11 protein-coding genes are annotated in these 15,376 nt (G+C 37.7%); 3 read left to right on the plus strand and 8 right to left on the minus strand.

Translation table 11 applies throughout. The annotated features are described in order from the left end of the window. Nucleotides 1-31: 31 nt before the first annotated feature. The 3 genes from ACWIW0_RS04460 to cysT are packed head-to-tail and all read right to left on the minus strand — an operon-like array spanning nt 32 to nt 2,819. Entirely contained in the window at nt 32-1,102 is a 1,071-nt protein-coding gene (locus ACWIW0_RS04460; RefSeq protein ID WP_454452366.1) for a sulfate/molybdate ABC transporter ATP-binding protein, read from the minus strand. Between the two features lies 1 nt (nt 1,103). Continuing rightward, nucleotides 1,104-1,970, minus strand: a complete 867-nt coding sequence (gene cysW / locus ACWIW0_RS04465) for a sulfate ABC transporter permease subunit CysW (RefSeq protein WP_454452367.1) — start codon at nt 1,968-1,970, stop codon at nt 1,104-1,106. An 18-nt stretch (nt 1,971-1,988) separates the two neighbouring features. Then, on the minus strand, nt 1,989-2,819 hold the full coding sequence (cysT, locus tag ACWIW0_RS04470; RefSeq protein ID WP_454452368.1) for a sulfate ABC transporter permease subunit CysT: 831 nt from the start codon (nt 2,817-2,819) through the stop codon (nt 1,989-1,991). Nucleotides 2,820-3,106: 287 nt separating this feature from the next. Here cysT and ACWIW0_RS04475 point away from each other — a divergent pair, with 287 nt between their 5' ends. Both ACWIW0_RS04475 and cysG read left to right on the plus strand, forming a co-directional pair. Further along, entirely contained in the window at nt 3,107-4,099 is a 993-nt protein-coding gene (locus ACWIW0_RS04475) for a sulfate ABC transporter substrate-binding protein (RefSeq protein WP_454452369.1), read from the plus strand. Next, on the plus strand, nt 4,096-5,559 hold the full coding sequence (cysG, locus tag ACWIW0_RS04480) for a siroheme synthase CysG (protein ID WP_454452370.1): 1,464 nt from the start codon (nt 4,096-4,098) through the stop codon (nt 5,557-5,559). Before ACWIW0_RS04475 ends, cysG begins: the two co-directional genes overlap by 4 nt. Nucleotides 5,560-5,797: 238 nt before the next feature. Here cysG and glgP read toward each other — a convergent pair whose 3' ends face one another. From glgP to ccmE, 4 genes are all read right to left on the minus strand, one after another. Beyond that, the gene (gene glgP / locus ACWIW0_RS04485) at nt 5,798-8,200 is read right to left on the minus strand and encodes a glycogen/starch/alpha-glucan family phosphorylase (protein WP_454452371.1); all 2,403 of its coding nucleotides are present in this window, start codon (nt 8,198-8,200) and stop codon (nt 5,798-5,800) included. Between the two features lie 401 nt (nt 8,201-8,601). After that, nucleotides 8,602-8,772, minus strand: a complete 171-nt coding sequence (locus ACWIW0_RS04490) for a DUF5363 domain-containing protein (RefSeq protein WP_454452372.1) — start codon at nt 8,770-8,772, stop codon at nt 8,602-8,604. Nucleotides 8,773-8,781: 9 nt separating this feature from the next. Then, nucleotides 8,782-10,725 carry a heme lyase CcmF/NrfE family subunit gene (locus ACWIW0_RS04495; protein ID WP_454452373.1) on the minus strand — a complete coding sequence of 648 codons (1,944 nt, stop codon included), beginning with the start codon at nt 10,723-10,725 and terminating at the stop codon, nt 8,782-8,784. Beyond that, nucleotides 10,722-11,240, minus strand: coding sequence for a cytochrome c maturation protein CcmE (gene ccmE / locus ACWIW0_RS04500; protein WP_454452374.1), 519 nt, complete (start codon nt 11,238-11,240; stop codon nt 10,722-10,724). Before ccmE ends, ACWIW0_RS04495 begins: the two co-directional genes overlap by 4 nt. Nucleotides 11,241-11,474: 234 nt before the next feature. On the opposite strand from ccmE, the gene ACWIW0_RS04505 reads away from it, so the two are divergent. Then, complete coding sequence (locus tag ACWIW0_RS04505; protein ID WP_454452375.1) at nt 11,475-12,542, plus strand: PhoH family protein; 1,068 nt, start codon at nt 11,475-11,477, stop codon at nt 12,540-12,542. 100 nt (nt 12,543-12,642) lie between these two features. Here the strand turns inward: ACWIW0_RS04505 and malT are convergent, their stop codons facing one another. Beyond that, nucleotides 12,643-15,357 carry an HTH-type transcriptional regulator MalT gene (gene malT, locus ACWIW0_RS04510; RefSeq protein WP_454452376.1) on the minus strand — a complete coding sequence of 905 codons (2,715 nt, stop codon included), beginning with the start codon at nt 15,355-15,357 and terminating at the stop codon, nt 12,643-12,645. Between the last annotated feature and the right edge of the window lie 19 nt (nt 15,358-15,376).

The raw sequence follows: 15,376 nt of genomic DNA on the forward strand, positions 1-15,376 counted from the left end.
CTTTTCATTCTTTTGCCCACACTATCTTTAGTTACATATTCAAATGTTGGAATAAACTTAGGTTATCAGGAATTAAAAAGACTTCTTCGTTAATCTGATAATTACCACGTTGAAAAGCATCTTTAGTTAAAAGCACTTCAATGGGCTCTTCTGATTGCTCACTATAAATTTCAATGCGAGTCAAAAAGCCGATAGCGTGAATATGGCTGATTTTCCCTTTTGCTAACGCATTTTCAGCTGAACGTGATAATGTAAGTTCATAAGGTCTTACATAAGCAGTGATATTGCCATTATTTGCTTTTTCAGTAGAATGTTCTGCTAATTTATGTGCGAATTCCCCTACCACTAAATTATTTTCTTCAACATATCCTTGGAATTTATTGGTATCACCAACAAAACCGCTGACAAATTCAGTTTGAGGTGCATAATAAATATTCTGTGGTATATCAACTTGCTCTATTTTACCGTGATTGATTACGACAATTCGATCAGATACTTCTAATGCTTCTTCCTGATCGTGAGTAACAAAAATTGAAGTAATATTTAGCTCTTTATGTAGTGTTTTCAGCCAACGGCGTAAAGTTTTACGCACTTGTGCATCTAAAGCACCAAAGGGTTCATCTAATAGTAATACTTCTGGCTTAACAGCTAAGGCTCGAGCAAGAGCAACACGCTGTCTTTGTCCTCCTGATAGCTGGTCAGGAAAAGAGTGAGCGAGGTGTTCTAACTTAACTAGTTTTAATAATTCCATTACTCGTTGCAAAATTTCTTGCTTATTTAACCGCTTACTACGAGGCTGCACATTTAATCCAAAGGCAACATTATCAAAAATGGTCATATGACGAAAGAGTGCATAATGCTGAAATACAAACCCCACTTTTCGTTCAGCAGCATTCAAATGAGTAACATCTTTACCAGAGAAAAAGATCTTTCCAGTATCACTGGTATCTAAACCAGCAATTATCCGTAATAGTGATGTTTTTCCACAGCCACTAGGGCCTAATAAAGAAATTAGCTCACCTTTTTCTAATGATAAATTGATGTTATGTAGGGCTTGATATTTTCCGAAATGTTTATTTAAGTTTTCAATAACAACAGACATCTTAAACTCCTTCATTTATATAATCACTTTGCGGTTGAATATTCTTCTGTTTTTGTTTCTGCATATATTCAATTAGGTTTTGTAATAACAATGTTGAAATAGCAATTAAAGCAAGCAAGCTGGCACAAGCAAAAGCTGCGGTAAATTGGTATTCGTTATATAAAATCTCAACGTGGAGCGGAATAGTATTGGTTTGGTTTCGAATATGTCCCGAAACAACACTCACCGCACCAAATTCTCCGATTGTTCGAGCATTTGCTAAAATAATGCCGTATAAAAGCGGCCATTTTATTTTAGGCAATGTAACTTTAAATAGAATATGCCAGAAATTAGCCCCTAAAGTTAATGCCACTTGTTCCTCGCTATTGCCTAAGTTTTTCATTGCGGGTAATAATGATTTCACTACAATCGGGAAGGTAACAAATAAGGTAGCGATAATAATTCCAGGTAGTGCAAATATAACTTCTAAATTAAGCGCATCGAGTAAATCACCAAATAATCCATTAATACCGAACAATAAAATTAACATTAACCCTGCAACAACTGGGGAAACTGTCAAAGGTAAATCAATAAAGGTGAGAATAATCTTTTTACCTTTAAAGTCAAAATTAGCTAATAACCACGCCATCATTACACCAAAAAATAAATTTAATGGTAGAGAAATAATAGCAACAATTAACGTTAATTTAATCGCATTTATCGCTTCTGTTTGATACAGTGCATTGGAAAAATTATCCCAACCAGATTTTAGCGCCTCATAAAAAATTGCACCTAATGGAATAATCAATAATATTGTTAAGAAAACAACTGTAATAGAAATCAATAGATATTTAGCCAAATAATGATTAGATCGATTTATAGCATTCATTTTATTCTCCTTTGCTTATTATTTTGTAATATGACGGCTAAAATAACCTTCAATGAAGTTAATCGCTAACAATACTAAAAATGAGAGCAACAACATTAAAAAAGCAATGGCAGAAGCTCCTTGAATATCATAAATATCTAATTTAGACATAATAATCAGCGGCGTAATTTCAGATACAAGGGGAATATTACCGGCAATAAAAATAACTGAACCATACTCACTTAATGATCTAGCAAACCCCATTCCTGCTCCACTAATAATAGCTGGATATAAAGTAGGTAAAATAACTTTATATAAAATGGTAAATTTACTAGCACCTAAGATTGAAGCTGCTTCTTCTAAAGATGGGTCAAGATCTTTTAATACAGGTTGAATAGCTCTCACTGTAAAAGGAAAACTCACAAAAATTAATGCAATGAGAATACCCACTGGTGTGAAGGCAATTTTTATATCAAATTGATGAAAAAACTGCCCAAATAATCCATTAGGTGCATATAACGTAGCAAGAACAATCCCTGCTACTGCTGTTGGTAAAGCAAAAGGTAAATCAATTAAAGCATTAAGAATATTTTTTCCTTTAAATTCATATCGCACTAACACCCAAGCAGTAATTGTGCCGAAAATGATGTTAATGAGAGCTGAAATAAATGCGAGTTTAAAAGATAATAAAATAGAATAAATAACCCTTTTATTCGTAACTGTTTCCCAAATACTCTGCCATTCTAATTGTATTGTTGTTAGAAATAACATAATAAATGGTAGAATAACCATTGAAATAATCCAAAAAGATGTGATCCCTAAACTTAACCTAAATGCAGGTAAGGTTTTTCTTGTGGAAAATAACCCCATTTTTCCCCCTTATAATGTTTCATTCAACTCATAATAAATAAAAGTGTTCTAATTACACTATCGCTAAATTTATTTTATAGAGAAAGAACAGAATTATTTCAGATATAACTTAAAGATCTAAAAACACAAGATTGTTGATAATAATTATCATCTTGCCATTTCAAAAGAAGATATAAGGCTTATCTTTAGGGCGTTATTCCAAAATTTTCTAACGTATATTCCCTTATTATTTTTCATCAAAATCATTCTTGCGTATAAATATTACGAAAAACATTCAGGGGGATAAAATGAAAAGGATATTATTGATATTTCTATTTGGTATATCGTCATTATCAATCGGTATAAAAAATGCAGAAGCAAAAGAACAAATGCTATTAGTTGCCTACGATGTTATTCGTGATTACTACAAACAATATTTACCGATTTATATTAACCAACACGGTAACTTAAATGTTGGACTCTCTTTTGGTGGAGCAAGTAAACAGGCAATAGCAGTTCAAAATGGATTACCTGCAGATGTTGTTATACTAAATCAACGTAATGATATTGAATTACTGGTTAAAAATGGTTGGGTTTCTCCTGATTGGCAACAAAAATATCCCAACAATGCAGTGCCTTTTTATACCACTATTGTGTTATTAGTCAGAAAAGGTAATCCAAAACAAATTCGAGATTGGGACGATCTTGCAAAAGATGGGGTCAAAGTCGTTTTCGCAAATCCAAAAACATCAGGAAATGGACGATATGCTTATCTCTCACTGTTTGGCTTTGCTCGTAAACACTATGCTGATGAACAACAAGGCAACGTATTTTTGCAAAAAGTTCTACAAAACGTACCGCTTTTCGATGCAGGAGCAAGAGCCGCAACCATTACATTTGTACAACGCGAAATAGGTGATGTGTTGATTGCACCTGAAAACGAAGCCAGTCTAGCTGCAAAAGCTTTAGGGGAAGACAAATTTGAAGTGATTTATCCCAGTTATAGTGCTGCAGCAGAAGTATTGGTTGCAGAAGTGAATAAGAATACTAAAAAACATAAAAGCCAGAGTTTAACTCAAGATTTTATTGCATCGCTGTGGCAAGAGCAGGCTCAACGTGTTGCTGCAGAAAATTATTTTAGACCCACTCACCCAACTATATTAAATGAATTTGCACAACGTTTTCCTAACGTTGAAACTTTTAATGTGAACGAATTATTCGGTGAGTGGAAGCAGATTACGAAACAGCATTTTGCTGATGGGGCATTATTCGATCAGTTGTATTTGGGAGAAAAACAATGAATTACCTACCTATTTTTGTGGATTTAAAACAGCGTCCTGTACTCGTTGTAGGTGGCGGACATATCGCATTGCGTAAAATCACCGCTTTATTAAAAGCTCAGGCTAAAGTTCGTATCGTTGCCGAAAAATTACATAAAGAATTACAACAGTTATTAGCAGAAGAAAAAGTGGAATGGATTGCAAAACAATTTGAGCCATCGCAAGTTAATCAAGCCTATTTAATTATTGCTGCAACCGATGATGCAGAATTAAATCAATTCGTGTTTAACAGTGCTGAAGCTCAACAGCGTTTAGTGAATGTAGTAGATGATCAGCCCCATTGTAGCTATATTTTTCCATCTATTGTTGATCGTTCACCTATCCAAATTGCGATCTCTAGTGGTGGTGCATCGCCTGTATTAATTCGCTTACTAAGAGAAAAATTAGAAGCCTTAATTCCACACAATATCGGTGCTATGTCAGATATTGCAGCTCGTTGGCGTAATGTCGTAAAAGAAAAATTTGCCGATTTAACGCAACGTCGCCGTTTTTGGGAAAAACTATTTACACATCAGACCTTTCAGCGTCTAACTGAAAATCATCAAATTGAACAGGCTGAATTATTTTTACATCGAGAACTTGAACAAGATAACCCAATTATTGGTGAAGTATCATTAGTCGGAGCAGGGCCAGGTGACGCAGGTTTATTGACATTAAAAGGCTTACAATCTATCCAACAAGCTGATGTGGTGTTATACGATGCCCTAGTATCCGATGCTATTTTAGAATTAGTCCGCCGTGATGCAGATAAAGTTTTTGTTGGTAAAAGAGCTGGGAATCATAGTGTCTTGCAAGAAGAAACTAACCAGTTATTAGTTAAGTACGCTAAACAAGGAAAACGAGTTGTACGTTTGAAAGGCGGTGATCCATTTGTATTTGGACGTGGTGGCGAAGAATTGGAAGTTTTAAAATCGGAGAATATTCCTTATTCCGTTGTCCCTGGGATTACTGCTGCATTAGGTGCAACCGCCTACGCAGGTATTCCTTTAACTCATCGAGATCATTCCCAAACGGCTCTCTTTATCACAGGACATCAGAAACCTGATGGAAATAAACTCAAATGGGAAACCCTAGCCCAAGGTAATCAAACTTTGGTGGTATATATGGGAACAATTAAAGCTCGTGAATTAAGCGAACAGCTACAACGTTATGGACGAGCAAAAGACACACCAGTCGCTGTCGTGAGTAATGGAACACTACCAAATCAAACAGTCAGAACAGGGACATTAGAAAATCTTGCTGAACTGGCTGAACAAGCAGAAACACCAGCTCTCATCGTAATTGGTGAAGTAGTTAAACTACACAATAAACTTACTTGGTTTGGCAAACAAGAAGGACAGTTTATTTCCACACACGATACGTTATGGAAACAACATTCCCAATATATAGCCCCCGTTGAAGAACTACAATTAGCATCGTAAGTTAAATATTTAATATTGTGAGCTAAAGTGTTCCTATAAATTTTATGTTATGTCGAGGTTTGTTGTGCTTAATAAACAGATACTAAGGGTTTCATTCCCTCATAACAAATATGAAATAATTAATTTTTAAACTAGTTATAATTTATTTTGTAGACACCACGCTTAGTATCCGAGTGAAAAAATGTTGTCAATAATCTGATAGGGCGTTTAAAACGCCCTATTATTTTTTGACTAAAGATTAGTCTTTGTGCCAAATACGTGTTTGATAATCACGAATTGAACGGTCAGAACTGAACGTACCTAAACGAGCGGTATTGAGAATGGTCGATTCTACCCAAGCGGTCTGATTTTGGTAGCGTTTTGCAATTTCTTGTTGAGCTTGACGATAGCTTGCAAAATCAGCTAATACGCAGAAATAATCGTGATTAAGCATATCATTCACTAATGCTTCAAAGCGTTCTGTATCGCCTTCGGAGAAAGTGCCGTCTGCAAGGGCATCAATCGCCTTACGCAAGGTTTCATCTTGCTCATAATAACGTTTAGAGACATATCCTTCTGTGCGTAATTGGCGAACAGAATCCACCGTATGTCCGAAAATAACCACATTTTCTTCCCCCGCATATTCTGCAATTTCTACATTAGCACCGTCTAACGTCCCCAATGTAATTGCACCGTTTAGTGCCAATTTCATATTTCCTGTACCTGATGCTTCTTTACCTGCAAGGGAAATTTGCTCGGAAACATCTGCGGCTGGGATAATTTTTTCTGCCAAGCTCACTCGGTAATCAGGTAAGAAAGCAACTTGTAGTTTATTCTGCATATCAGGATCACTATTGATAACCTTAGCAACACCGTTTATCGCTTGGATAATCTGTTTTGCCATAAAATAGCCCGGTGCTGCTTTTCCTGCAAAAATAAAGACTCTCGGTACGCATTCTTGAGTAGGATTTGCCTTTAACTCTTGATAAGTCGCAATAATATTGAGTAAGTTTAAATGCTGACGTTTATATTCGTGGAAACGTTTAATTTGAACATCAAATATCGCATTTTCATTCACTTTTAAGCCGATAGTTTCTTGAATAACTTGAGCCAATTCCTGTTTATTTTGCTGTTTAATTTGGCGATAAGCGGTCTGGAATTGCGGATCTTTTGCAAGAGGCTCAATTTGGCGTATTAATTCAAGATCTTTTGTCCAATCCCCTTGAATATGTTGATCTAATAACTGACTTAACGCAGGATTAGATTGACGAATCCAACGGCGAGGGGTAATACCGTTTGTTACATTATGGAAACGCCCTTTAAATAAACGAGCATAGGCAGGGAAAAGATCGCTTACCACCAAATCAGAGTGAATTTGTGCCACACCATTTACCGCAAAAGAGCCAACAACACATAAATTTGCCATTCTGACTTTATTATTCATTAAAACGGCGGTTTCTTGCCACGCTTGGCTAAATTCATCTTCGCTAAATTCGGCTTTAACCTGTTGATAAAGCTCATTATTGATGCGTTCAATGATAATTAAATGACGTGGTAGCATTTTGGCTAATAAAGGCTGATCCCATTGCTCAAGGGCTTCAGGCAATAATGTGTGGTTGGTATAGGCAAAGGTTTTTGAGCAGATCGCCCACGCTTCTTCCCAATGAAGTTGATGTTGATCGAGTAATATACGCATTAACTCAGGAATTGCGATCGCAGGGTGCGTATCATTAAGCTGAATGACTTCAAATTCAGGGAGTTGTTGTAAGGTGCGACCTTTGGCTAAATGCTCTCGTAAAATATCAGCAATAGAACAAGCACAATGGAAATATTGTTGCATTAAACGGAGTTCTTTGCCTTCTTGGTGGTTATCGTTCGGATAGAGCACTTTAGTTAATTTAGACGCATCAATGACTTTGCTTTCTGATTGCAAATAGTCACCATCATTAAAGAGTGCTAAGTCGAAAGCGGTTTCACTGTAACCTTGCCATAAGCGTAAAGGTTGTTGTACCCCTTTATAGCCCACCACAGGTAAATCAAAGGCTTCACCGAAAATCGTCCACGCAGGTTGCCACTCATAGCGATCATCTCCACAATACCTAACTTCCCCTGCAAATCCAACCATTTGCTGTAATTCAGGGCGGTGATGTTGTTGTAAATAGAAATCTCGATGCCACGCATCACCTGTTTCTTGTTGTTCACCAGCCCAACCAAAACTCTGTTTAAATAGACCGTATTGATAATGTAAACCGTAGCCGACCGCAGGTTGAGCAAGACTTGCCATTGAATCTAAATAACAAGCGGCTAAACGTCCTAGTCCACCATTACCTAATGAGGGATCTCGTTCTTGTTCTAGTACGTCCACCAAATTTTTACCATATTTTGCTAATAAGCGATCAGTATCTTGATAAACGCCCAAGCTCATTAAGTTATTACCCAGTAGGCGACCAATTAAAAACTCCATTGAGAGATAATTAACCTTACGAGTATTTGTAAGCGGTGCGTTTTTGGGGAAATTTTGCAAAATAGCTTGTTGGCTAAGTTGTGCAATAAACTGATACCACATCGTTGTGGAAAGATCTTTAGGCTGTAAAGAAAGGCGTTCACAATATTCGTGTAATGCTTGTTCTGCCATTGTTTGAAAGGAAGTTAAGTTCGTCATTTCAGATCTCCAAATAAAATTATTTTCACTATTATTCTTTACTCTCCACTGAGATAAATCATCCTTTTTACTGCTACTGGAGTATGAAATTAGAGTAGGAAAAAGCACATTATGCAGTATTTGTAAAACATAAAAAGATACTCTCGCCCGTTTACGGGAGAGAGACAGCTCAAAAATGCGTTCAGCAATTTTGAGCAGAGAGAGGGAAAACAAACGGTAACTTTTTATCACTTTTTCACAAATTTACCACCCTTTGCCCTCTCCCTAATTTGTCGTTCTTAGCGAACGCCAAATTTTTCCCTCTCCCGCAAGCGGGCGAGGGGAATGTTTAACTGTAATACAGTACAGAAAAAACCATAGCCCCGTTGAATAATTGCGATGCTATGGTTTTATATTTTTGCCTATTTATCTTCCTTTATCTCTTCAGGCTTTGTCTTTTTTTCAGGCTCAGGGTCAAATTTGACAACAGGTACACAACCACGACAAGCTCCTGCATCAACCCCTAAATCTTTACAAAGTTGGTTATATTGATCGAGTAATTTCCGAAAAAAGCTTTTGTTGTCTGTTGCCATTTTTTGCTCCTAATTAGTTTTAATTTTTAAACGATAACGCTTATCCATCATACAGAGTAATCCGCCTAATGCCATAAACAGACCGCCAAACCAAATCCAACGGATAAAAGGTTTATAGTATAAACGTAGCCCCCAAGAGCCATCTTCTAAACGCTCACCTAAAGCGGCGTATAAATCTCGAGTAAAACCCCAATCAATAGCGGCTTCTGTCATTCCCATTTTACTAACGTTATAGAAACGTTTTTCTGCGTGAAGAGTTGCTTCATATTGACCATTTTGGGTAATCTCAATATCTGCTGTACCACCGATATAGTTTGCACCATTACTATCACGAATGCCCTTGAACGTAAAATTATAGTCTAAAATTTGGACAGTGTCGCCCACATTCATTCTGACATTTTTCTCAATACTGAAATTTTGGCTAAAGGCAATACCAAAAACCGTCATTGCCACACCTAAATGTGCCAATACCATTCCCCAATGTGAACGGGAAAGTTTGAAAATACCAGTGAGGAATCTATTACGATGCGTTGCTCGTTGATGGAGTTCATATAAACTTAATAGCACAATAAATATCGACATCATTGTGCCAAGTACCGCACTTACTGTAATACGATTATCAAAAAGATAAGGCAATGCAAACCCTAAAATAGCCATTAACAGCAACGCAATGAGTACAGGGGTACGGATTGCAGAGATTTGATCTCTACGCCATTTTACTAATGGGCCTACACCCAATAAAAAGGCAAACGGTACCATTAAAATCATAAACATTTGGTCGAAAAATGGTGCACCAATTGAGATTGTACCTAAGCCAATTTGTTTATGAATAAGCGGTAAGATAGTGCCTAAAAATACCACCGATAAAAATGCCATTAACAATACGTTATTTAGCAACAAGATTGATTCACGAGAATAACGCTCGGAGTTATCTAGGCTTTTAATTTTACTTCCCTGATAGGCATAAAGTAGCAGTGAGCCACCGATCACAATAACCAGATATGCCAAAATATATAAGCCTCGAGTTGGATCTGATGCAAAAGCGTGTACTGAAACTAAAATGCCTGAACGTACAAGGAATGTACCAAGTAAGCAGAGCGAGAAGGCAAGAATAGCCAGTAACACTGTCCATGCTTTAAAGGTACTGCGTTTTTCCGTTACCGCTAATGAGTGAATTAAGGCTGTGCCTGCAATCCAAGGCATTAAAGAGGCATTTTCGACAGGATCCCAGAACCACCAACCTCCCCAGCCTAATTCGTAATATGCCCACCAAGAGCCAAGCACAATACCGAGTGTCAAAAAGACCCAAGCAGCCATTGTCCAAGGGCGAGACCATCTCGCCCACGCGGTATCTAAACGCCCTGTCATTAAAGACGCAATAGCAAAGGCAAATGCCACAGAAAAACCAACATAGCCCATATAAAGTAATGGTGGGTGGAAAATTAAACCAACATCTTGCAACATTGGGTTGAGTTCTCGACCATCTGCAGGGAAATCAGGGAATGTACGATCAAACGGATTAGACGTAAAAATAATAAAAATAAGAAAGCCAATGCTGATTAAGCCCATAATACCAAGTACACGAGCAACTGCTTCATCTGGCATTTGGCGACTAAAAGTCGCAACAGCCACACTCCACAATGAGAGTAGCCAAATCCACAACAATAATGAACCTTCGTGAGATCCCCAAACGGCAGACAAACGATATTCTAGTGGCAATAAGCTATTTGAATTATTAACCACATATTGCACACTAAAATCGTTTACGGCAAATAGATAAAACAGTGAGCCAAAAGAAATACTTAGAGCTAAAAATGTCGCCCACGTCATTGGGCGAGCTAAACTCATTAAGGTAATGTTGCCTTTCTCAGCACCAACAAGCGGTAAGATTGCTAATAAAATTGACAACGCTAAACTTAGTGCTAGGGCATAGTTGCCTAATTCTGCAATCATTTTCCACCTGCTTGGTTACGATCTCTTTCAGATTCGCCTTTCAGATCCGCTTCTGAAATCCCCATTGGTTGATGCTGTTTTTTCATCTGATCATTTAATTCTGGTGGCATATAATTTTCATCGTGTTTGGCTAACACTTCCGTTGCTTTCAGGGTTGTAGGTTCAATCAACACCCCTTGTGCTACAATGCCTTGCCCTTCTCGGAATAAATCAGGCAAAATACCTTCATATTCCACTTGAATGGCAGGCCCAATATCATTTAAGTCAAAAACTACTTTCAGGCTTTTATCATCACGTTTTACTGATCCTTCTACAACCATTCCGCCAACACGAATACGCTGCCCAACTTCGGGTTTAGTTTTTGGATCGTCATTTTTACCGTAGATAATTTCTGACGGAGTATAAAATAGATCAATATTTTTACTTAAGGCATACAGCATTAGCCCTGCTGCAACAGACACACCGATTAAAATAGATAACACAACTTTTAATCTTGATTTACGTCTTGGGTTCATACATCACTCCACATAATAAAAGTCTCAAAATCCAAGAGACCAAAAACAGTTAAAGTGTATCAAAAAAGTCCTAAGTTATCGTCTATTCTTCTTATAAATCTACTCTAAATAACAACTATTTAACATTAGTTTGATTATTTTCAAATTTTTGTATTTAGAACAACGGTTGCGGTAACAATGCAGACGTTGTACCATACAAAAAAACAGCAAATAACAATAACTAAAGGAAACATTTTGAACGAATTGATCTTTACCTTAGAACCCGAAGATAACGCCCGCTTACAATCACTCTGCGGTGCTTTTGATGAAAATCTAGCCCTAATCGAAAAAAGTTTTAATCTCATTATTGCTCGCCACGCATTTACCTTTACCTTGCAACCACAAGAAGAAAACCACTATTCTCCTTCTCTACTACAAAATAGTGCCAAACTTATTCAGCAGCTCTATGCAGAAACCGCACCACTAAAAGGGAAAATTAAAGAACTAGACTTAGAAGATGTGCATATGGCAATTCAAGAAAGCCGAATGCTGTTACAAGGTCAATGGCAATCATCGGGTTATGAAATTGCGATTAAAACCAAAAGGGGAGTAATTAAACCTAGGGGAGAGCACCAACAAGCCTATTTACGCAATATTTTAAGCCACGATATTAGCTTTGGAATTGGGCCTGCTGGAACGGGGAAAACATTTTTAGCAGTTGCGGCTGCAGTAGAATCGTTAGAACGCCAAGAAATCCGCCGTATTCTGCTCACTCGCCCAGCGGTTGAAGCAGGTGAAAAACTTGGCTTTTTACCGGGCGATCTCGGACAAAAAATTGAGCCTTATTTACGCCCACTGTACGATGCCCTATTTGAAATGCTTGGCTTTGAACGTGCTCAAAAACTAATGGAGCGAAATGTTATCGAAATCGCACCGCTTGCCTATATGCGTGGTCGAACGCTCAACGATGCCTTTATCATTTTAGATGAAAGCCAAAATACCACCATTGAACAGATGAAAATGTTCTTAACCCGTATCGGTTTTAATTCTAAAGCAGTGATCACAGGGGACGTAACTCAGGTGGATTTACCCCGTAGCCAAAAATCAGGCTTAAAGCACGCAATGGAAGTGCTTGGCAAGGTTGAAGAGTTAAGTTTTAACTATTTTGATAGCCACGATATTGTTCGTCACCCTGTTGTCGCCAAAATTGTCCAAGCCTACGACAAATGGGAGGCGGAAGATGAACTTCGCAAAGAAGAAAAACGCCAAGCGAAGTTGGCGTTAGAACAACAGAAAATTTTAGAACAGGCGGAGTTGCTGTAAATCCGATATTATGTAGTCATTGCACAAAATAAAAGATACTTTCTCCCGCAAGCGGGCGAGGGGGATTGTGTAACGGTTACATAATTCTGAAAATTCCGTCCTAATACCCCATCATTCGCAACAAACTACGGGTGTATTCAATCGCTTCACTGCGATTACTCACGCCAATTTTTTGGTATAAATTGCGAATATGGGTTTTAATGGTTGTGATCGCCACCACTAATTCTTGGCAAATTTGCTCATTGCTATATCCCGAATAAATCAGCCCTAAAACTTGCCATTCTCGTTGTGTAAGTGGGCTGATTTTTAATAGCTCTGGCACTTGCGGATTTTCCAACAAGCTCTTCACAAAGGCTTCATCAAAATGAGCCGTTTTGTGGCGATTATGTTGATTGATACTGCGTAAAATAAATTGTGCTTTATGGGTAGAAAGCTCATCAAGAACATTAAGCTGTAATAATTGACGAATTTGTTGAGCAACTAAATCCCCTTCAATCACAAAAGCACTAATAAAGTTAGTCTGCTGACTTAAATTGAGAGCTTGAATTAAATCTCGTTGGGCTAAATCAGGCTTACCTTGCAAGTAATACAAACGGTTACGCAAAATTAACGCACGTTGGCTATCGCTGACTAAATTAAAAATCGCTGTTGTTTTTAACAAACTATTCAGAATTTTCAGTGCTTGTTCATAATCTTCTCGCAATAAATAGCAACGAGCAATGTTGCGCCATTGACGTTGAGTAAAGTGATTATGCTCTTGGGCAGGGAAATGTGCTTGAGCCAACCAACTTTCTAAATGTTGTGTATTGCCTTTCATCTGCCAACAAATGAGCTGTACTTCATCAATGGCTGTAACCCAATCTTTATGGGGAGAACTTCGGGCAAGCAAACTACGACAGCGTTCGATTAAACGTTCTGCATTATTGAGATCACCTTTAGTTAAAGAACTTTTGGCTAAAAGTGCCAAACATTGAATTTGTTCTTCTTCGTTTTCAAGTAACTCAATACCTGCATTTGCCATCGCCTCCGTTTGATCTAAATGGTGCCATTCCCACAAAATTTGCCCTTTTAAACGGAGCAAAAATTCATTCATCGGAATTTGATGAAAATCGTTAGTCTGTTGTGTAGTTTCTTTCAATAAATCATAAGCAGATTGCCAAAAACCTTGTGCCGATAGAATTTCAGATTGTTGCAATCTCGACCACAGCCAGTGATGATAAGCTCGTTGCTGAGTGGCTAATTTTTCTACCTGTTGCATTATTTGCAAACCATCTTTTAAATAGCCCCGACAATGTTGTGCCTCACCAATCACCGATTTCGCTACAATTTGTGCATAGTTAAACTCTGATGGCAAATTATTTAATGCTTGAGTTGCCAACAAATAGGCCTGCTCTTCATCACCATTATTGATAGCAACTTGAGCCCGCAACGCATCAAAACGCCCTTGTAGGCTTTCAGTAAGCGGTGTTTTTGGCTGAAATTTTTGCAAAATACCTAATACGTCCTGATAACGATGCTGACTTTGTGCTAACCAAGCCTTCAATAACACCAAATTTTCATCACGCCATAAAAATTCCGACGGTAAATGGGTCAAACAGTCTTCTAATAATTTTAATTGTCCTTGATGAAATAGTGACCAACCATTTTCTTGCAAAATATGGTAAAGCGTTTCAGGATTATCCAACATTTGAGCGTGATATAAGGCTTCCGAGCCATAGCCCAACTTTAACCAAACCATTGATGCCGTTTGATGCAGCTGTTGCCATTCATTCGGCAATTCCAAACGGCAACTCTGGGCTAAATAAGAGGCTAAAATCGGGTGAAATTTCCACCAAATTTCGCCATCATCTTGGATTAAACGCTGAATAAATAGCCCTTGTTTCTCCAAATCATCGAGTTTTTTAACACCGTTCTCATCTTCCGTTAGTGCTAACACCAATTTTTCATTCATTGAACGCAAAATGGCACAGCGTTGCATAAATTGCTTTACTTCTGGTTCAACATAGTGAAACACTTCTTCATTTAAATAATCTGCAATATGTAACTGATTAAGTTTACTCAATAATTTTTCAGGAAAGTGGATTAACTCGCTATTCTGTTTAATCGCTAAAATCATCAACTGTAATGCGGTTGCCCAACCTTCTACACGTTCACATAGTGAAAATACAATCTCATCACTTAAGGTTTCATTTAATTTTTGTTCAAAAAACTGACGAGTTTCATTGGGTGAGAAGGCGAGCTGGTGTACATCAATTTCTAATAATTTATCGTGAATACGCAAATTAGTAATGCTCAATGGCGGTGTCAGGCGGGAAAGCAACACAAGGCTCATTGTATTTGGTTGGTGTTTCAACCAAAAACGTAACGCATCGTGGATTTCACTATTTTCGATCAAGTGATAGTCATCAATAATCAAGTAAAAATGCGATTGAACCTGATCTAACTGAGCTAACAATTGCCCGAAATAATCAATCAGGCTGTTTTGATAGCCAATATCTTGCAAAGAAATTCCTGTTGCCTTTGCTAAAGCAGATGCAAAATAATGAGAGAATTGCTCCGCTTTGTTATCACTTTCGTCTAAAGTCAGCCACGCCAACGGAATATGTTTGGCTAATAGGCGATTTTTCCATTGCGAAAGTAAAGTAGTTTTCCCGTAGCCTGCTGGAGCAGTAATTAACGTGAGTGGATAGGATTTCGCTTGTTCCAATAAACGCAACAACGCCACCCGTTCAACCCCTTGTGATTGAGATTGTAAGATCGGGGGCGATTGACTTGATATTAGTTTTGTTGGAATTAACTTAGTAACAATTTGCATACTATTCTCCTATCCATAA

The organism is Ursidibacter sp. B-7004-1, assembly GCF_053654055.1.

Bases quoted from the DNA above. Each gene is read 5' to 3' on its own strand.
- ACWIW0_RS04490 (WP_454452372.1), bottom strand. From the start codon at position 8,772: ATGGCAACAGACAACAAAAGCTTTTTTCGGAAATTACTCGATCAATAT.
- cysW (WP_454452367.1), bottom strand. From the start codon at position 1,970: ATGAATGCTATAAATCGATCTAATCATTATTTGGCTAAATATCTATTG.
- cysT (WP_454452368.1), bottom strand. From the start codon at position 2,819: ATGGGGTTATTTTCCACAAGAAAAACCTTACCTGCATTTAGGTTAAGT.
- ACWIW0_RS04460 (WP_454452366.1), bottom strand. From the start codon at position 1,102: ATGTCTGTTGTTATTGAAAACTTAAATAAACATTTCGGAAAATATCAA.
- malT (WP_454452376.1), bottom strand. From the start codon at position 15,357: ATGCAAATTGTTACTAAGTTAATTCCAACAAAACTAATATCAAGTCAA.
- ccmE (WP_454452374.1), bottom strand. From the start codon at position 11,240: ATGAACCCAAGACGTAAATCAAGATTAAAAGTTGTGTTATCTATTTTA.
- cysG (WP_454452370.1), top strand. From the start codon at position 4,096: ATGAATTACCTACCTATTTTTGTGGATTTAAAACAGCGTCCTGTACTC.
- ACWIW0_RS04495 (WP_454452373.1), bottom strand. From the start codon at position 10,725: ATGATTGCAGAATTAGGCAACTATGCCCTAGCACTAAGTTTAGCGTTG.
- ACWIW0_RS04475 (WP_454452369.1), top strand. From the start codon at position 3,107: ATGAAAAGGATATTATTGATATTTCTATTTGGTATATCGTCATTATCA.
- glgP (WP_454452371.1), bottom strand. From the start codon at position 8,200: ATGACGAACTTAACTTCCTTTCAAACAATGGCAGAACAAGCATTACAC.